We start from the raw sequence: 17681 nt of genomic DNA, 5'->3' as shown, positions 1-17681 counted from the left end.
CCGCTCTGCTCTGCGCCCTACTCGATCTTCGCGCCGCCGTTAATACGGAAAACAATATTCATGGTGATGCCCTGGCCCGGCTGGCCCGGCTGGTAGCGCCACTTTTTAACCTGATCCCTGACGCTGCGCTCGAACATATTGCGCGGCTGTGCCGAAAGAATAGTGACGTTGCCAACCCGGCCGTCACTGTCGACATCAAATTTCACCCGTACATTACCCTCAATACGCAGCGCGGCCGCGCGTGCCGGATAGGCTGGTTTGCTGATGCTGAGCGCTTTCGGTCCGCTCGCTTTAACCGGTGCCGGAGCAGTGGCCGCTTTTGGTGCAGTGGCGGGCCGGGGCTGAGCTGCTGCGGTCTCCTGCCTGAACGGATCGGCCCGGTCCGGTGCCGGCTGACGGGGGGCTGGCGCCGGTTTTTTTTCTGCTTTTGGTTTTGGCTTCGGCTTAGGTTTCGGCTTCGGCTCCGGTTTTGCAATAGGAACCGGCTCCGTTTTTGGCGGCTCCGGGGCGGCCTGCGGCTCGGGTTCAGGCTCAGGTTGCGGTGCCGGTGCTACCACAGCCGGCGCAGGTTCCGGCTGCACCTCAGGCGCGACCATGGTGATGGCGATAGGCTGAGACGCGGCAGGCAGCTCACGGGACTGATGCCACGAGGCATAGAGAATGCCGGCAATAACGGACCCGTGCAGTACCACGGAGAGGATCAGTGAAACAGGCGTACGGGTCGGAAAAGGCGTTGTCAATGTCGTCATAGCAGCTGTGGTCATTGAGTGAGAAGATGATTTTAAATGCAAATAGCAATCAGTTTCAATAAGCAGCGTAAAAGTGCCCCGTTTCCTCTTTTTTTTAACCCCGCTTGCGCTGGCGCCGATTGCCCTGAGGTTTCGTTTGCACTCTGCCGGGCGATCCCTTAACGTGTCTCGCAATTTCGGCCAGTCTAACGGGAGTATCCCATCGTGCTTTACCTCATCTACGCGGAAGATACCGCAGATTCACTGGAAAAACGCAACAGCGTGCGCCCTGCGCACCTTGCTCGTCTGCAGCTGCTGCAGGATGAGGGACGACTGATTGTTGCCGGCCCGCTACCGGTGGTCGACAGCAACGATCCAGGCCCCGCTGGCTTTAGCGGCTCGGCAATTGTCGCAGAGTTTGATTCGCTGGAGGCGGCGCAATCCTGGGCTCAGGACGATCCCTATATCGCCGCTGGCGTTTACGAAAAAGTTACCGTTAAGCCGTTTAAGCGGGTATTTTAATTCGTGATGTTATCACTGCTGCTGCTACTGGTGGCACTGCTGCTTACCGGTCGTGCGCTCTGGATCTGGCGCCGTCAGGGCTGGCTCCAGGCGCGCCAGCAGATTGTCATGCTGATAGTCCTGGCGGCGGCGGCGCAGATCGTCAACATTACGCTGATGCTGCGCGGCCATTAACGAACCCAGCCGCGCCGGTCTCACATATTCTGCGTAATAAACAGAATTGAACGGCGCTGCTGCTGCGCAACCTGGTGACGAATGGCATGGATGCGCTTATAGCGACGCGACTGGCCCTCCAGCCAGCGGGCACGACGGCGATGCACCTGGCGTAACATTCTCCAGCGGGCCACTTCATTTCTGCTTCGTCTCATGACACTCTCTCAGTCCGGCATATTTCGGCACGCATTATAGTGATCTGCACAGAAATGCCAATTCGAAACCTTTATCGATAAATCTCAGGGCAGATTAAGGTTTCGCTACAGCGCATCAGCACGTAAACTTTGCCTATAAATGCGCGAACAGGATGTCCACTCAATGACCACCTTTTATACCCTGATCAGTTGGTTACTGCTGTTTGGCTACTGGCTGCTGATTGCGGGTGTAACGCTGCGTATTCTGATGAAACGTCGCGCAGTGACCTCAGCTATGGCCTGGCTGCTGATCATCTATATTCTGCCGCTGGTAGGGATTATCGCCTATCTCTCGTTCGGGGAGCTGCATCTTGGCAAGCGCCGGGCCGAGCGCGCCCGCACCATGTGGCCCTCTACGGCTAAGTGGCTCACCGACCTCAGGCAGTGCCGGCATATCTTTGCCACCGAGCACAGCGACGTTGCACGCTCGCTTTTTGATCTCTGCCGGCACCGGCAGGGGATCGCCGGCGTCAAAGGCAATCAGCTGCAGCTGCTGACCAGCAGCGATGAGGTGATGCAGGCGCTAATCCGTGATATTCAGCTGGCGCGTCATAATATCGAGATGGTGTTCTATATCTGGCAGCCAGGCGGCCTGGCTGACGATGTGGCGGAGTCGCTGATGGCAGCATCACGCCGGGGCGTGCACTGTCGTCTGATGCTCGATTCTGCCGGCAGCGTCGCCTTTTTCCGTAGCCCATGGGCAAATATGATGCGTAACGCCGGGATCGATGTGGTTGAGGCGCTGCAGGTCAGCCTGCTGCGTGTCTTCCTGCGGCGTATGGATCTGCGGCAGCACCGCAAAGTCGTGCTCATCGACAACTACATCGCCTACACCGGCAGCATGAACCTGGTCGATCCGCGTTTCTTTAAGCAGGATGCCGGTGTCGGGCAGTGGATCGATCTGATGGCGCGGATGGAGGGGCCTGTTGCCACCACAATGGGGATCGTTTACGCCTGCGACTGGGAGATTGAGACCGGTAAGCGTATTCTGCCTCCGGCACCAGACGGCAACATCATGCCGTTTGAACAGGAGAGCGGCCACACTATTCAGGTTATCGCTTCCGGGCCGGGTTTCCCCGAGGATATGATCCATCAGGCGCTGCTGACCGCGGTTTACTCCGCGCGCGAGCAGCTGATCATGACTACCCCCTATTTTGTTCCCAGCGACGATCTGCTGCACGCTATCTGCACGGCTGCGCTGCGCGGCGTAGAGGTCAGTATTATTGTCCCGCGTCACAACGATTCACTGCTGGTTGGCTGGGCCAGCCGGGCATTCTTTACGGAACTGCTGGAAGCGGGCGTAAAAATCTATCAGTTTGAAGATGGCCTGCTGCATACCAAAAGCGTGCTGGTTGACGGGCAGCTCAGCCTGATGGGCACGGTGAACCTTGATATGCGCAGCCTGTGGCTCAATTTTGAGATCACCCTGGTGGTAGATGATGATGGTTTTGGCAGCGATCTCGCTACCGTGCAGGATGACTATATTGCCCGTTCGCGCCTGCTGGACAACGCCCGCTGGGCGAAACGTGCCTGGTGGCAGCGCATCGTTGAACGACTGTTTTACTTCTTTAGTCCATTACTGTAAAACGAGCGGAAAGATTACCGCCGCAGGATAAGCACATGACCATGGATTTAGACAACCGCCTGACCGATGATGAAACGCTGGAGCAGGCCTACGATATTTTTCTGGAGCTGGCGGGCGATAACCTCGATCCGGCTGATATTATTCTGTTTAACCTGCAGTTTGAAGAGCGTGGCGGCGCAGAGCTGTTTGACCCGTCGGAAGACTGGCAGGAACATGTTGATTTTGACTTAAATCCCGACTTTTTCTCAGAGGTTGTGATTGGTCTGGGTGAGGCCGATGGCGAACCTATCACGGATGTGTTTGCCCGCGTGCTGCTCTGCCGTGAGAAGGATCATAAGCTCTGCCATATTCTCTGGCGCGAATAAGTCAGCCATAAAAACGCCGGGCCTTTGCCCGGCGTTTTGCTATTCAGAGCCTGCTGACTGACGTCAGAGCGGATCTACCTTCAGGCAGGATACCGCATGGCGGAAACTGCCCTCCAGCAGCGGGCGGGTTTTGGCACATTCCGGCCCGGCAATCGGACAGCGGGTACGAAATACGCAGCCTGAAGGCGGATTGATTGGCGAAGGCAGCTCTCCGTCCAGCAGCTGGATCTGTTTATTCTTCTCCAGGTCAGGATCGGGGATCGGCACCGCCGACATCAGCGCCCGGGTATAGGGATGCTGCGGATCGTTGTACACCGCATCATAAGTACCCAGCTCAACGGCATGGCCCAGATACATCACCAGCACGCGATCGGAGATATGTTTCACCACCGCCAGATCGTGCGCAATAAATATCAGCGACAGCCCCATCTCGCGCTGCAGTTTCTGCAGCAGATTCACCACCTGCGCCTGGATAGAGACATCCAGAGCCGAGACTGGCTCATCACAGATAATCAGCTTCGGCTCCAGGATCAGCGCGCGCGCAATACCGATACGCTGACACTGGCCGCCAGAGAACTCGTGCGGATAGCGGTTGATAAGATTCGGCAGCAGGCCGACTTTCATCATCATCGCTTTGACCTTGTCTCTGACTTCCTGACGCGGCATTTTGGGATAATAGGTGCGCAGCGGTTCAGCAATAATGTCGCCAATGGTCATACGCGGGTTCAGTGACGCCAGCGGGTCCTGAAAAATCATCTGAATATCGCTGCGGGCCTGACGCCACTCTTCCGCGCTCTGCCCCAGCAGATCGCGTCCCAGCCAGGCGACACGCCCTTCGGTCGCTTTCACCAGCCCGATGATAGCGCGCGCCAGCGTCGATTTACCACAGCCCGATTCGCCTACCACACCCAGCGTCTCGCCCTCATACAGCCGCAGGCTGACACCATCCACCGCTTTCAGCGTCTTCGGCGGCTGCCAGAACCACTGTTTGCCATCTTTGATCTCAAAATGCACTTTAAGATCGGCTATCTCCAGCAGTACTTTTTTCTCTTCCACAACAGTGCTCATACTAACTCCTCCACCGGTTTGAAGCAGGCGCGCAGGCGTCCGTCGGCAAACGGCTCCAGCGGCGGCGAAGCGGCACATATCTCCATTGCATAAGCACAGCGTGGCTGGAACGGACAGCCCTGCGGCAACCGCAGCAGGTTTGGCGGATTGCCGGGAATGGTCGTCAGAGACTCACCCTCTGCATCGAGTCGCGGTACCGCATTCAGCAGCCCGATAGAGTATGGATGCGCCGGCTGATAAAACACATCGCGGGCACGGCCATACTCCATGGTGCGCCCGGCATACATCACCAGTACTTTGTCGCAGATCCCGGCTACGACGCCAAGATCGTGCGTGATCATAATGATGGCGGTGTTAAATTCGCGTTTCAGCTCATTAAGCAGCGTCATGATCTGCGCCTGAACCGTTACATCCAGTGCAGTGGTGGGCTCATCGGCAATCAGCAGCTTAGGACGACACAGCAGCGCCATGGCAATCATCACGCGCTGGCGCATCCCGCCCGAAAATTCATGCGGATACATCTTCATCCGCTTCCGCGCTTCCGGCATCTTTACCGCATCCAGCATGCGTACCGACTCTTCAAAAGCCTGCGCGCTGTTCATGCCTTTGTGCAGCTGCAGAACTTCCATCAGCTGCTCCCCTACCCGCATATAGGGATTGAGCGAGGTCATGGGGTCCTGAAATATCATGGCAATCTGCTCCGCACGCAGCTTGTTCAGCTTGCCTTCGGGCAGGTTCAGGATCTCCTGTCCGTTAAAACGTGCCGATCCGTCAATGCGGCCGTTCTTTGCCAGCAGCCCCATCAGCGCAAACGCCGTCTGCGATTTGCCGGAGCCTGACTCACCTACAATGCCAAGGGTTTCCCCGGCACGCAGTGAAAAATTGAGATCGTTGACGGCGGTAACGTCGCCGTCGTGCGTGGTAAAGGTTACGCGCAGATCCTGCACATTCAGCAGCAGCTCCGGGCTTCCCGCCGGCACAGCACGCGCTGGCGTTGTGGTTTCAAAACTCATCGGGAAACTCCTTAGCGATCTTTCGGGTCGAGGGCATCACGCAGACCATCGCCGATAAAGTTAAAGCAGAATAGCGTGACCACCAGAAAGCCGGCCGGGAACATCAGGAGCCACGGAGAAACCTCCATCGAGTTCGCTCCGTCACTCAGCAGCGCGCCCCAGCTACTGAGCGGCTCCTGCGTCCCCAGACCCAGGAAGCTCAGGAAAGATTCAAACAGAATCATGCTGGGCACCAGCAGCGAGGCGTAGACCACTACGACGCCCAGTACGTTAGGCACAATGTGGCGCAGCACGATACTGGCCGTGGAGACGCCTCCTACCTGAGCCGCTTCGATAAACTCTTTGCGTTTTAGTCCCAGCGTCTGACCACGCACAATACGCGCCATATCGAGCCAGGAGACCATGCCAATGGCGACAAAGATCAGCAGAATATTGCGGCCGAAAAAGGTCACCAGCAGGATCACAAAAAACATAAACGGAAAGGAGTTGAGGATCTCCAGAATACGCATCATCACCGAGTCGATTTTGCCACCGAGATAGCCCGCCAGCGAGCCATAGAGCGTTCCCACCAGCACCGCAATCAGTGCAGAGGCGATGCCCACCATCAGGGAGATACGTCCGCCAATCGCCACCCGCACCAGCAGATCGCGCCCGGAGGAGTCCGTTCCAAACCAGTGGCCTGAAACCGTATCCGGCGGCGACGACATCATCGCCCAGTCGGTATCATCATAGTTAAACTGCGCCAGCATCGGCGCAAACACCACAAACAGGGCAATCAGCAACAGCACCAGCAGGCTGATCAGCGCCGCACGGTTGTGAATAAAGCGGCGGCGTGCATCCTGCCACAGGCTGCGCCCCTCCACCTCGAGCTTTTCGCTGAAGGCATCCACCACGTCACTGTTTTTTTTGCTTAACATCATGAGCGTGCTCCACCCTTAATAGCGAATCTTGGGATCAATAACGGCGTAAAGCACATCAACGATCGCATTAAACAGAATAGTCAGCACGCCGACCAGAATCGTCAGGCTCATTACCAGCGAGTAGTCACGGTTTAGCGCACCGTTAACAAACAGCTGGCCGATACCGGGCAGGCCATAGATCGACTCAATCACCATCGAACCGGTAATGATGCCGACAAAGGCAGGCCCCAGATAGGAGAGCACCGGCAAAAGCGCAGGCTTGAGCGCATGGCGCAGCACGATACGGCGCAGCGGCAACCCTTTTGCCCGAGCCGTACGAATGAAGTTTGAGTGCATGACCTCAATCATGGAACCGCGCGTAATACGGGCGATGCTGGCGATATAAGCCAGCGAGAGCGCCACCATCGGCAGCAGCATGTAGTTCCACTGCCCGCCGTTCCAGCCGCCGCCCGGCAGCCAGCGCAGCGTAATGGCAAAAATTAATACCAGCAGCGGCGCCACAACAAAGCTCGGGATAACAATGCCGGTCATCGCCACCCCCATGACGGCGTAGTCCCACAGGCTGTTCTGCTTCAGCGCCGCGATAACGCCAGCGGTTACGCCCAGGATCACCGCCAGGAAAAAGGCCGCCAGTCCCAGCTTCGCGGAGACCGGGAAGGCGTGCCCTACCAGATAGTTAACCGAATAGTCCTTATATTTGAACGAAGGACCAAAATCGCCGTGCGCCAGCTGCCCCAGATAACTCAGGTACTGTTTGCCAATCGGATCGTTGAGATGGTATTTGGCTTCAATATTGGCCATCACCTCAGGGGAGAGCGTGCGCTCGCCGGTAAACGGGCTGCCCGGCGCTAAACGCATCATAAAAAACGAGATGGTGATCAGAATAAAGAGCGTCGGAATCGCTTCCAGAAGCCGACGCAGAATAAATTTTAACATTGCCGTACCTGCCAGGCTGTTGCTTCACAAAATCAAAAAAGCGGTGCCGCAGCACCGCCACTGTCGATAGCCTGTGTGCTATTAGTGCTTAATGATGTACAGGTTCTTATCCAGCGTTTTATCCAGCGGATCGTTACCGGTATAGCCGCCGACATAAGGCTTAACCAGACGGGCGTTAACGTAGTAATAGACCGGCACGATGGCACTGTCTTTATCCAGAATCTGCTCTGCCTGCTGGTAGTCAGCCACGCGCGCTTTTTCATCGGCAGCTTTCACAGCATCGTGGATCACTTTGTCAAAATCAGCGCTCTTGTAGTGCGCTGTATTACTGCTGCTGTCGGACAGCATGGTGTTCAGGAAGGAGGTCGGTTCGTTATAGTCCGCGCACCAGGCCGCACGTGAAACGTCGTAGTTGCCCTGATGACGGGTATCCAGGAACGTTTTCCACTCCTGATTCTCCAGCTTGATATTAACGCCGAGGTTCTTTTTCCAGATAGAGGACGCCGCGATTGCCAGCTTTTTGTGCAGATCTGAGGTGTTATACAGCAGGTTAAACGTCAGTGGCTTATCTGCGGTATAGCCTGCTTCAGCCAGCAGTTTTTTCGCTTCTGCGTTACGCTTGTTCTGATCCCATTTAAACCAGTCCGGCGGCAGCAGTTCCATGCCATCGGTTGCCGGCGGTGTATAGCTGTAGGCGGGCAGCTGACCCTGCGCCAGTACCTTATTCACCATGATGTCGCGATCCAGACCCAGCTTCAGCGCGGTGCGCACGCGGGCATCAGTGAAAGGCGCTTTCTGGTTATTGATCTCGTAGTAGTAGGTGCAGAGATACGGTTTTACCATCAGCTCTTTGCCATTATCGCGCTGCAGCTTTTTGAACAGCTCAATCGGCATATTGTTATAGGTGATGTCGCTGCCATTTTCAGAGAAGTAGCGGTTCACATCGCTCACTTCTGAGTTGATGGGCAGGAAGGTGACTTTGTTCAGTACCGTATGTTCGTTATCCCAGTATTGCGGGTTGCGTACCAGCGTGACGCGCTCGTTGATAACGTGCGCTTCCAGTTTAAACGCGCCGTTTCCTACCCAGTTCTGCGGCTGCGTCCACTGATCGCCCGATTTTTCGATTGCAGGCTTATAGACCGGTGACATCACGGCATTGATCAGCAGCTTATAAAAGTAAGGTACCGGCTGGCTTAGCGTAACTTCCAGCGTATGATCGTCCAGCGCTTTTACGCCCAGTTCAGAGGTCGGCTTTTTACCGGCAATAATTTCATCAACGTTAGCGATATGGCCATACTGCGGATAGCTGGCATAAGGTGACGCCGTTTTCGGGTCAACCAGACGCTGCCAGCTGTAGACGAAATCCTGTGCGGTAACCGGCTCGCCATTAGACCATTTGGCATTTTTACGCAGATGGAAAGTCCAGACTTTAAAATCTTTGTTTTCCCAGCTCTCTGCAACGCCCGGAACCGGTTTGCCGCTGGCATCGCTGACGATAAGCCCTTCATAGAGATCGCGGGCAATATTATCTTCCGGTACGCCCTCAATTTTATGCGGATCGAGCGACTGAACTTCGTCACCGTTACCGCGCACCAGCTCCTGTTTGGCGGCCAGCTCAACGCCAGCCGGTACCGTTGCAGCCAGCGCAGCGTTCCCTGTCAGAGAGGCAATTGCGGCCAGAACGCCGGCCGCAATCAGACTTTTTTTCGTGATGTTGTTCATTGTTATGCTCCAGTTTTATTATTGTCGTCGGTGCGCTATCGCGCCTGACGTATCCCGTTTACCGGGCGATCTTCGTCTCGTTCGAGCAAAGATCCCTGTCCCCTTCCGGGTGACTTCAGCAAGCCGCCAGCGGGTAATGATATTTGCTGACAACTCACTCACTGTTCTTTTGATAAAGAAAGCGTTCAGCTGCCGGTTTCTGATACGCGTTGCCGGTATAACTACGCCCGCGTGCTAATAAGCAAAAATCGTACACATCTGCTGAGAGAGCGATAAAAATCCTGGAAGTGCCAGAAATTATCAGAAGCTATCCCGTTGCGCCAAAGCCAATGCAGAAAAATGTTAGCTATTTCTCTTTTATCATGTCCGGGATAACGTTGAAAGCGTTAATTATTTCCGCTAAATATCAGTTAATACATTGATAAATATGATTATTTAAGCAATTCTGGCGATTATGCGCGCACTTATTTTATGCAAAACTCATTCTGCGCAAATCTATTGAGTTTTTACTTCAAAGCGGAATATTCAGCGACTACTTTACAAGAGAGGCACAGCTAATCACTTTCAGCGCGGATTTAGCAGCAGGTAAATCTGTGACAATAATCACATTAATAAACGGATATTAAGCAGGGATGACTGACTGAGTAGTAAAAGTGATAAAAGCGAGCCTGAAAGTAGCCCGATAACTAATTTCACCAAAAAGGTGCGTCTGCACGTCGCGATGCACCCTTTTGGTTCATGAAGATGTTTTTCAGCAAAAAACAGGTCAGGTCTAATTCAGTAATCCTGGAAAGATTGCTTTTATGCCGGTGACGACAAATTCAATCCCTAACGCCATTAATAACAACCCCATAATACGGGTAATGACGTTAATTCCGGTCTGACCCAATATCCGTACCATTAACGGCGCCGCTCTGAACAGTAACCAGCAGCAAAAGGCGAAAACCGCAATCGCCAGCGTAAAACCCAGCAAATTAAGCCAGCTGTGATAGCGCGAACTCCAGACGATAGTGGAACTGATAGCCCCCGGCCCTGCCATGAGCGGCAGCGCCAGCGGGACAACACCGATGCTTTCACGAATAGCCGTTTCTGATTTTTCCTGCTTATTTTGCTTATCCTCACCCAGCTTGCCGCTAATCATCGACATCGCAATGGTCACAACCAGTATGCCGCCTGCGATTCGGAAAGAGTCGATTGAGATACCAAACAGATGCAGGATCCCATCGCCAAGAAACAGCGAGGTCCAGAGAATAATCGCGACCGCAAGGTTGGCTGTAAGATTGGTTTTGTTGCGTTCAGCCACCGCCTGATAGCGGGTCATGCTGATAAAAACCGGAATGATGCCTACCGGATTCACCAGCGCAAACAGGCCGACAAAAAATTTTATATAGCCGGAAAGATCGAGTAGCACGGGGGTCACAACAGGCTCCTGAAAAAGTCAAAAAAACGCGCTTAATGTAGTGCATATGTCTGCTGAAAAACAGCGTATATGGCAGAAATATCTGCTATATGTCCGCCACAGAGATGGCATAAAAATCTGGCTATTTTCATATATGCCTGCAGAACAGCAGCGTCTAAAAAACGGCGCCTTTAGTCGTAAACGATCTGGCTGACCGCTCACCGCTGCAGCCTCTCTTGATCTGCATCATGATTACGTCTCTCCACCAGCGCTACGCTGGGTGCAGTAAATCATTCACGTCAGACCTTTTTACTAAACAGACGGGCCTGCCCTGTCAAACCTTAGCTGATTTCTTTCTCTGCGCTGGCCTGTTTATTAAAAAAGTTTAACTTCCTCAGGAGAGTATTATGGCCGTAACCAATGTTGCCGAACTCAATGCACTGGTTGAACGTGTAAAACGCGCGCAGCGCGAGTTTGCCAGTTTTAGCCAGGAGCAGGTTGATGCAATTTTTCGCGCCGCGGCGCTGGCGGCAGCTGACGCCCGCATTCCGCTGGCTAAGATGGCGGTAGCGGAATCGGGCATGGGTATTGTTGAAGATAAAGTGATCAAAAATCATTTCGCTTCAGAATATATCTACAACGCGTACAAAGATGAAAAAACCTGTGGCGTGCTGGCAAGCGATGATACCTTTGGCACCATTACCATTGCCGAACCCATTGGCCTCATCTGCGGTATCGTCCCTACCACCAACCCTACCTCCACGGCTATTTTCAAGGCGCTTATCAGCCTGAAAACCCGCAACGGCATTATTTTTTCTCCTCATCCGCGCGCAAAAAATGCCACCAATAAAGCAGCCGATATCGTGCTGCAGGCGGCTATTGCTGCGGGCGCTCCCAAAGATATCATCGGCTGGATCGATGCGCCTTCGGTCGAGCTTTCCAGTCAGCTCATGCATCATCCGGATATCAACCTGATTCTGGCGACCGGCGGCCCGGGCATGGTTAAAGCGGCCTATAGCTCAGGTAAACCGGCGATTGGCGTTGGCGCGGGCAATACGCCGGTGGTGATTGATGAAACGGCTGACATCAAACGCGCGGTCGCTTCCATTTTAATGTCTAAAACGTTCGATAACGGCGTGATCTGTGCCTCTGAGCAATCGGTCATTATCGTTGATGCCGTCTATGACGCGGTCCGCGAACGGTTTGCCAGCCACGGCGGCTATCTGCTGCAGGGCCATGAGCTGAGCGCGGTTCAGAATATCCTGCTGAAAAACGGCGCACTGAACGCGGCAATTGTGGGCCAGCCCGCCTGCAATATTGCTGCGCTTGCCGGCATTAGTGTCCCGCCGGGCACCAAAATTTTAATTGGCGAGGTGTCAGCCGTTGATGAATCGGAGCCTTTTGCACATGAAAAGCTCTCGCCGACGCTGGCGATGTATCGGGCAAAAGATTATGCGGACGCGGTAGCAAAAGCAGAGAAGCTGGTCGCGATGGGCGGCATTGGTCACACATCCTGTCTCTACACCGATCAGGATAACGAGGCCGGGCGGATCCACTATTTTGGCGACAAAATGAAAACGGCCCGCATCCTGATCAACACCCCGGCTTCACAGGGCGGCATTGGCGATCTTTACAACTTCAAACTTGCCCCTTCCCTGACGCTGGGCTGCGGCTCCTGGGGGGGCAACTCTATCTCTGAAAACGTAGGCCCTAAACACTTGATCAATAAGAAAACCGTGGCTAAGCGAGCAGAAAATATGTTGTGGCATAAGTTACCGAAGTCTATCTACTTCCGCCGCGGCTCTCTTCCGATTGCGCTGGAAGAGGTTGCTGCTGAGGGAGCGAAACGCGCGTTTATCGTTACCGATCGCTTTCTGTTTAATAACGGCTATGCCGAGCGCGTTACGCGGGTGCTGAAATCACAGGGTATCGAAACCGAGATATTTTTTGAAGTGGAAGCCGATCCGACCCTGAGCATTGTGCGTAAGGGTGCAGAGCAGATGCACAGTTTCCGGCCCGACGTGATTATCGCCCTGGGCGGTGGTTCACCGATGGACGCAGCGAAAATCATGTGGGTCATGTATGAGCATCCGGAAACGCATTTTGAAGAGCTGGCGCTGCGCTTTATGGATATCCGTAAACGTATCTACAAATTCCCGAAAATGGGCGTGAAAGCGCGCATGGTCGCGATCGCCACCACGTCAGGCACCGGCTCAGAAGTCACCCCGTTTGCCGTTGTCACCGATGACGCCACCGGGCAAAAATATCCGCTGGCGGACTACGCCTTAACGCCGGATATGGCGATTGTCGATGCCGACCTGGTGATGGATATGCCGCGCTCGCTCTGCGCTTTTGGCGGCCTCGATGCGGTGACGCATGCGCTGGAGGCTTACGTCTCGGTGCTTGCCAGTGAGTACTCAGATGGACAGGCACTACAGGCGCTGAAGCTGCTTAAAGAGAACCTGCCTGCCAGCTATCGCGATGGTGCGAAAAATCCGGTTGCGCGTGAACGCGTACACAACGCGGCGACTATCGCCGGCATTGCCTTTGCCAACGCTTTCCTCGGGGTGTGCCACTCTATGGCCCATAAACTTGGCTCAGAGTTTCATATCCCGCACGGGCTGGCAAACGCGCTGCTTATCGGTAACGTCATCCGCTATAACGCCAATGATAACCCGACGAAACAGACGGCGTTCAGCCAGTATGACCGGCCGCAGGCACGGCGCCGCTATGGGGAAATTGCTGACCATCTCGGCCTGACTCAGCCCGGGGATCGCACGGCGCAGAAAATCGAAAAACTGCTGGCGTGGCTGGATGAAATAAAAACGCAGCTCGGTATTCCCGCTTCTATTCGGGAAGCAGGCGTGCAGGAGGCGGATTTCCTGGCGAAAGTAGATAAGCTGGCTGAAGACGCTTTTGACGATCAGTGCACTGGCGCCAATCCGCGCTATCCATTAATCGCTGAGCTAAAACAGATTATGCTGGATACGTTCTACGGACGTGATTATTCAGAAACGGACATACCCTCTGCAGAAATCTGCGAGCTGCAGTCCGCTGCCCGTGAAAAAAAAGTAAAGAAAGCGTAGTCCGCTGAAAATAAAAAACCCGCCGCGGCGGGTTTTTTTATGGCTGGCTGATTAAACCGGTGGCGGATTAGCGCCATATATCGCCTCACGCGTACCCAGATTAATCGCCTGCTTGTAATGTTTCCGGCATACGGATATATAGCGCTCATTACCGCCAATTACGACCTGCTCACCTTCGCTGAACGGTCTGCCCTCCCCGTCAAGGCGCAGCACCATGCTCGCCTTACGGCCGCAGTGGCAAATTGTTTTAAGCTCGACCAGTTTATCGGCCCAGGCAAGAAGATACTGGCTGCCGGTGAACAGCTCACCGCGGAAGTCAGTACGCAGACCGTAGCAGAGAACCGGAATATCAAGATTGTCCGCCACGTCAGAGAGCGCATAAACCTGCTCACGCGTCAGAAACTGACTTTCGTCAACCAGCACGCAGTGTACGGGCTGGCGCGCATGTTCTTCCGCAATGGCTTCGGCCAGTTCTGTTTTATCATTATACAGACAGGCAGGCGAAGAGAGCCCGATTCGTGAGCTGACCACGCCGGCACCAAATCTATCGTCTATCTCTGCGGTATAGACCAGGGTGCGCATGCCGCGCTCCTGATAGTTATAGGAAGATTGCAGCAGCGCGGTGGATTTACCCGCATTCATCGCCGAGTAATAGAAATAGAGTTGAGCCACTTACCAGTCTCTCCGGGGATACTAAATTCAGAAGGCGGCAGTTTAACACAAATGTATTGCCGCAGAGCACCTCACAAACGACAGGTTTACCGTAGCAGAAAGCCACGCTGCTGGACGCTGAAAATCAATGCCGGCACGCTGCGGTTAAATCACTAATAGCGGTTAATTTAATCTCAGCCAAATGGAATAGCCGTCACGCAACGAGACATATCGCGGATAATTTATGCAGCACAGCGATTGATAATTAACTCTGCTGACATAACTAAAAAAATAAATAAATCTCCTCACTCAGGTTTCACTATTGCAGTTATATATTCCCGCCACTATTATGGAACAGCTTAACCACTCCTTTTTATATTCTGAGATAAGAACAATGAGCGAAGCACTTAAAATCCTTAATAATATCCGTACATTGCGTGCTCAGGCTCGCGAATGCTCTCTGGAAACCCTGGAAGAGATGCTTGAAAAACTTGACGTAGTGGTTAATGAGCGTCGTGAAGAAGAGAGTCATGCTCAGGCTGAAAATGCTGAACGCAGCCGCAAACTGGAGCAGTATCGCGAAATGCTGCTGGCTGACGGCATCGATCCTAATGAACTGCTGAACGCATTATCAGAAAACAAAACGGTGACCAAAGCGCGTCGCGCTGCCCGTCCCGCCAAGTACAGCTATGTAGATGAAAACGGTGAAAGCCGCACCTGGACCGGTCAGGGCCGCACGCCTGCCGTAATTAAAAAAGCGATTGAAGAAGATGGTAAACAGCTGGACGATTTCCTGCTGTAATCCGCGCGCTTCGTTTTAACTGTCTGCACTTTTACTGCAATATTCGTTTCGCCAGGTAAAAAAAAGGAAGCCCGCGGCTTCCTTTTTTTATGCGCTTATTTCTGATAAAAGTCGCGATACCAGTCGACAAACTGCTGTACGCCCTGCTCAACGCTGGTCTGCGGCCGGAAATTGATGGCGTCATAGAGAGGCTGCGTATCTGCGCTGGTGCCCAGTACATCGCCGGGCTGCATCGGCAGCATGTTCTTCACTGCCTCAATGCCCAAAGCTTTCTCCAGCGACTCTATATAGGTCATCAGGCGCGTTGGCTGACTGTTGCCAATGTTATATACCCGATAAGGCGCAGAGCTGCTGGCGGGGGAGCCGTGCTCCACGCTCCATGCGCTGTCAGGTTGTGGTACCACCGCCTGCAGGCGAACAATCGCCTCAGCGATATCATCGATATAGGTAAAGTCGCGCGTCATCTCACCGCGGTTATAAACGTCGATCGCCTCGCCTGCCAGCATTGCACGGGTAAATTTAAACAGCGCCATATCGGGCCGACCCCATGGGCCATACACGGTAAAGAAACGCAGTCCGGTTGTCGGCAGCTGATAAAGGTGCGAATAAGTATGCGACATCAGTTCGTTGGCTTTTTTCGTCGCCGCATAGAGGGAAACCGGGTGATCAACGCTGTCATCGGTGGAGAACGGCATTTTGCGGTTCAGCCCATAAACTGAGCTTGAAGATGCATAAAGAAGGTGGCCAATCTTATGGTGACGGCAGCCTTCCAGAATATTCAGATGGCCGGTGAGGTTAGCATCTGCATAAGCGTGCGGGTTATCGATTGAGTAACGCACACCCGCCTGCGCGGCGAGATGGATAACGCGCTCAAACGCGTGCTGTTCAAACAGAGAGGAAATGGCCTGGCGATCGGCCAGGTCCATTTTAATAAAAGTAAAGGCGGGATGCGGTGAAATCTGATCGAGGCGAGCCTGTTTCAGGCTGACATCATAATAGTCATTCAGGTTGTCGATACCAACAACCTGGTGACCGGCAGCGAGCAAACGCTGGCTTACGTGAAAACCGATAAATCCTGCTGCGCCGGTAACCAGAAAATTCATACATCCCTCATTTATTACGCAATTTGAATAGACGCTCCGCGGCCGATTGCATAATAAACGAAACCGCGTTTGCTGATACGCTCTGGATCATACAGGTTACGACCATCAAAAATCACGGGTTGTTTTAACGCATTTTTAATTACGTCAAAATCAGGCGCCCGGAAATTCTGCCATTCGGTACAGATAACCAGACCATCAGCGCCCTGCAGTGCCGCTTCTTTAGTCCCTGTGAGTTTCAGATCGTCACGGTGACCATAGATGCGCTGCGCTTCTTCCATCGCTTCCGGATCGTAAGCCTGAACCGTAGCACCCGCTTCCCATAACGCTTCCATCAGCACACGGCTGGAGGCTTCACGCATATCGTCGGTGTTGGGTTTAAACGCCAGGCCCCACAGCGCAAACGTCTTGCCGCGCAGATCGTCACCAAAATGGCGCTTGATAAAGGCAGGCAGTTTGTTTTTCTGCGCGTCATTGACCTCTTCCACCGCCTGCAGCAGGCGCGGTTTATAGCCAATAGACTCTGCTGTACGGATCAGCGCCTGCACATCTTTCGGGAAGCAGGAACCGCCATAGCCGCAGCCCGGATAGATGAAGTGATAGCCGATACGGGGATCAGAACCGATACCCTGACGGACTTTCTCCACGTCAGCGCCCAGCAGCTCAGCGAGATTAGAGATCTCGTTCATAAAGCTGATTTTGGTCGCCAGCATGCAGTTTGCCGCATATTTTGTCAGCTCTGCACTGCGGATATCCATCAGGATCATGCGATCGTGGTTACGGTTGAACGGCTCATAGAGCTCGCGCAGCAGTTCCACCACATCATCATTGTCAGTACCGACAACGATACGCTCTGGTCGCATGCAGTCGTTAACGGCCGCACCCTCTTTGAGGAATTCCGGGTTGGAAACCACATCGAAAGAAACGCTGGCGCCACGCTGTTTCAGCGTCTCCTGCATCACATTGCGTACGCGGTCGGCTGTGCCGACTGGCACCGTTGATTTATCGATAACGACTTTGTGATCGTTCATATGTTCTGCAATCGTGCGCGCAACCGCGGTCACATATTTCAGATCGGCAGAACCATCTTCGTCAGGCGGTGTGCCAACAGCAATAAACTGCATCACCCCGTGATTAACGCCCTCTTTGGCGTCAGTACTGAATTTCAGGCGACCCGATTCATAATTGGACATCACCAACGGCGTCAGACCCGGTTCAAAAATCGGGATAACACCCTTTTTCAGGTTTTCGACTTTGTTCGCGTCGACATCAATGCAGAGAACGTCATGTCCGACTTCGGCCAACACCGCAGCCTGAACCAGACCGACATAGCCGATACCAAATACAGTGACTTTCATTAAATTATCCTGTGCTTAA

Annotated in this window: 17 protein-coding genes; 6 read left to right on the top strand and 11 right to left on the bottom strand. The window is 53.7% G+C overall.

The window, feature by feature from the left end; genetic code table 11:
- Nucleotides 1-17 precede the first annotated feature (17 nt).
- Nucleotides 18-749, bottom strand: coding sequence for an energy transducer TonB (locus DBY66_RS00820; RefSeq protein ID WP_108569366.1), 732 nt, complete (start codon nt 747-749; stop codon nt 18-20).
- Nucleotides 750-953: 204 nt separating this feature from the next.
- On the opposite strand from DBY66_RS00820, the gene DBY66_RS00815 reads away from it, so the two are divergent.
- The gene (locus DBY66_RS00815) at nt 954-1250 is read left to right on the top strand and encodes a YciI family protein (protein WP_039384635.1); all 297 of its coding nucleotides are present in this window, start codon (nt 954-956) and stop codon (nt 1248-1250) included.
- A 3-nt stretch (nt 1251-1253) separates the two neighbouring features.
- Complete coding sequence (locus tag DBY66_RS17830) at nt 1254-1424, top strand: hypothetical protein (protein WP_158086426.1); 171 nt, start codon at nt 1254-1256, stop codon at nt 1422-1424.
- 20 nt (nt 1425-1444) lie between these two features.
- On the opposite strand, the gene DBY66_RS17755 is transcribed toward DBY66_RS17830, so the two are convergent.
- Nucleotides 1445-1618, bottom strand: coding sequence for a YciY family protein (locus DBY66_RS17755; RefSeq protein ID WP_128083772.1), 174 nt, complete (start codon nt 1616-1618; stop codon nt 1445-1447).
- A 163-nt stretch (nt 1619-1781) separates the two neighbouring features.
- On the opposite strand from DBY66_RS17755, the gene cls reads away from it, so the two are divergent.
- On the top strand, nt 1782-3242 hold the full coding sequence (cls, locus tag DBY66_RS00810) for a cardiolipin synthase (RefSeq protein ID WP_108569367.1): 1461 nt from the start codon (nt 1782-1784) through the stop codon (nt 3240-3242).
- 35 nt (nt 3243-3277) lie between these two features.
- A complete protein-coding gene (locus tag DBY66_RS00805; protein WP_199181676.1) occupies nt 3278-3607 on the top strand; it encodes an HI1450 family dsDNA-mimic protein in 330 nt (109 codons plus the stop codon).
- A 63-nt stretch (nt 3608-3670) separates the two neighbouring features.
- Here the strand turns inward: DBY66_RS00805 and oppF are convergent, their stop codons facing one another.
- The 6 genes from oppF to DBY66_RS00775 form a co-directional block, all read right to left on the bottom strand.
- Nucleotides 3671-4675, bottom strand: a complete 1005-nt coding sequence (gene oppF, locus DBY66_RS00800) for a murein tripeptide/oligopeptide ABC transporter ATP binding protein OppF (RefSeq protein WP_039384638.1) — start codon at nt 4673-4675, stop codon at nt 3671-3673.
- Nucleotides 4672-5688, bottom strand: a complete 1017-nt coding sequence (locus DBY66_RS00795; RefSeq protein WP_039384639.1) for an ABC transporter ATP-binding protein — start codon at nt 5686-5688, stop codon at nt 4672-4674. The genes oppF and DBY66_RS00795 overlap by 4 nt, the downstream gene beginning before the upstream one ends.
- 11 nt (nt 5689-5699) lie before the next feature.
- On the bottom strand, nt 5700-6608 hold the full coding sequence (gene oppC / locus DBY66_RS00790; RefSeq protein WP_039384641.1) for an oligopeptide ABC transporter permease OppC: 909 nt from the start codon (nt 6606-6608) through the stop codon (nt 5700-5702).
- Between the two features lie 15 nt (nt 6609-6623).
- Complete coding sequence (oppB, locus tag DBY66_RS00785; RefSeq protein WP_039384644.1) at nt 6624-7544, bottom strand: oligopeptide ABC transporter permease OppB; 921 nt, start codon at nt 7542-7544, stop codon at nt 6624-6626.
- An 81-nt stretch (nt 7545-7625) separates the two neighbouring features.
- Nucleotides 7626-9266, bottom strand: a complete 1641-nt coding sequence (gene oppA / locus DBY66_RS00780; protein ID WP_039384646.1) for an oligopeptide ABC transporter substrate-binding protein OppA — start codon at nt 9264-9266, stop codon at nt 7626-7628.
- Between the two features lie 772 nt (nt 9267-10038).
- Complete coding sequence (locus DBY66_RS00775; RefSeq protein ID WP_039384649.1) at nt 10039-10686, bottom strand: YchE family NAAT transporter; 648 nt, start codon at nt 10684-10686, stop codon at nt 10039-10041.
- A gap of 386 nt (nt 10687-11072) precedes the next feature.
- Between DBY66_RS00775 and adhE the strand changes: the two genes are divergently transcribed.
- Nucleotides 11073-13751, top strand: a complete 2679-nt coding sequence (adhE, locus tag DBY66_RS00770; RefSeq protein ID WP_039384652.1) for a bifunctional acetaldehyde-CoA/alcohol dehydrogenase — start codon at nt 11073-11075, stop codon at nt 13749-13751.
- A gap of 51 nt (nt 13752-13802) precedes the next feature.
- On the opposite strand, the gene tdk is transcribed toward adhE, so the two are convergent.
- A complete protein-coding gene (gene tdk / locus DBY66_RS00765) occupies nt 13803-14423 on the bottom strand; it encodes a thymidine kinase (RefSeq protein WP_039384655.1) in 621 nt (206 codons plus the stop codon).
- 373 nt (nt 14424-14796) lie between these two features.
- Here tdk and hns point away from each other — a divergent pair, with 373 nt between their 5' ends.
- On the top strand, nt 14797-15204 hold the full coding sequence (hns, locus tag DBY66_RS00760) for a histone-like nucleoid-structuring protein H-NS (RefSeq protein WP_039384658.1): 408 nt from the start codon (nt 14797-14799) through the stop codon (nt 15202-15204).
- Nucleotides 15205-15299: 95 nt separating this feature from the next.
- On the opposite strand, the gene DBY66_RS00755 is transcribed toward hns, so the two are convergent.
- Both DBY66_RS00755 and DBY66_RS00750 read right to left on the bottom strand, forming a co-directional pair.
- Nucleotides 15300-16307: an NAD-dependent epimerase gene (locus tag DBY66_RS00755; RefSeq protein ID WP_039384660.1), complete on the bottom strand. Its 1008-nt coding sequence runs from the start codon at nt 16305-16307 to the stop codon at nt 15300-15302.
- Nucleotides 16308-16321: 14 nt separating this feature from the next.
- Nucleotides 16322-17662, bottom strand: a complete 1341-nt coding sequence (locus DBY66_RS00750; RefSeq protein ID WP_039384663.1) for a UDP-glucose/GDP-mannose dehydrogenase family protein — start codon at nt 17660-17662, stop codon at nt 16322-16324.
- Between the last annotated feature and the right edge of the window lie 19 nt (nt 17663-17681).

Source organism: Pantoea sp. RIT413 (assembly GCF_003057675.2).
Lineage (GTDB): Bacteria > Pseudomonadota > Gammaproteobacteria > Enterobacterales > Enterobacteriaceae > Pantoea > Pantoea eucrina.
This window is presented reverse-complemented; position numbering and strand designations above follow the sequence as displayed.

What these genes read in the sequence shown, in the direction of transcription:
- DBY66_RS00820 (WP_108569366.1), bottom strand. Translation starts at nt 749, where the DNA reads ATGACGACATTGACAACGCCTTTTCCGACCCGTACGCCTGTTTCACTG.
- DBY66_RS17755 (WP_128083772.1), bottom strand. Translation starts at nt 1,618, where the DNA reads ATGAGACGAAGCAGAAATGAAGTGGCCCGCTGGAGAATGTTACGCCAG.
- cls (WP_108569367.1), top strand. Translation starts at nt 1,782, where the DNA reads ATGACCACCTTTTATACCCTGATCAGTTGGTTACTGCTGTTTGGCTAC.
- DBY66_RS00805 (WP_199181676.1), top strand. Translation starts at nt 3,278, where the DNA reads ATGACCATGGATTTAGACAACCGCCTGACCGATGATGAAACGCTGGAG.
- oppF (WP_039384638.1), bottom strand. Translation starts at nt 4,675, where the DNA reads ATGAGCACTGTTGTGGAAGAGAAAAAAGTACTGCTGGAGATAGCCGAT.
- DBY66_RS00795 (WP_039384639.1), bottom strand. Translation starts at nt 5,688, where the DNA reads ATGAGTTTTGAAACCACAACGCCAGCGCGTGCTGTGCCGGCGGGAAGC.
- oppC (WP_039384641.1), bottom strand. Translation starts at nt 6,608, where the DNA reads ATGATGTTAAGCAAAAAAAACAGTGACGTGGTGGATGCCTTCAGCGAA.
- oppB (WP_039384644.1), bottom strand. Translation starts at nt 7,544, where the DNA reads ATGTTAAAATTTATTCTGCGTCGGCTTCTGGAAGCGATTCCGACGCTC.
- oppA (WP_039384646.1), bottom strand. Translation starts at nt 9,266, where the DNA reads ATGAACAACATCACGAAAAAAAGTCTGATTGCGGCCGGCGTTCTGGCC.
- adhE (WP_039384652.1), top strand. Translation starts at nt 11,073, where the DNA reads ATGGCCGTAACCAATGTTGCCGAACTCAATGCACTGGTTGAACGTGTA.
- hns (WP_039384658.1), top strand. Translation starts at nt 14,797, where the DNA reads ATGAGCGAAGCACTTAAAATCCTTAATAATATCCGTACATTGCGTGCT.
- DBY66_RS00755 (WP_039384660.1), bottom strand. Translation starts at nt 16,307, where the DNA reads ATGAATTTTCTGGTTACCGGCGCAGCAGGATTTATCGGTTTTCACGTA.
- DBY66_RS00750 (WP_039384663.1), bottom strand. Translation starts at nt 17,662, where the DNA reads ATGAAAGTCACTGTATTTGGTATCGGCTATGTCGGTCTGGTTCAGGCT.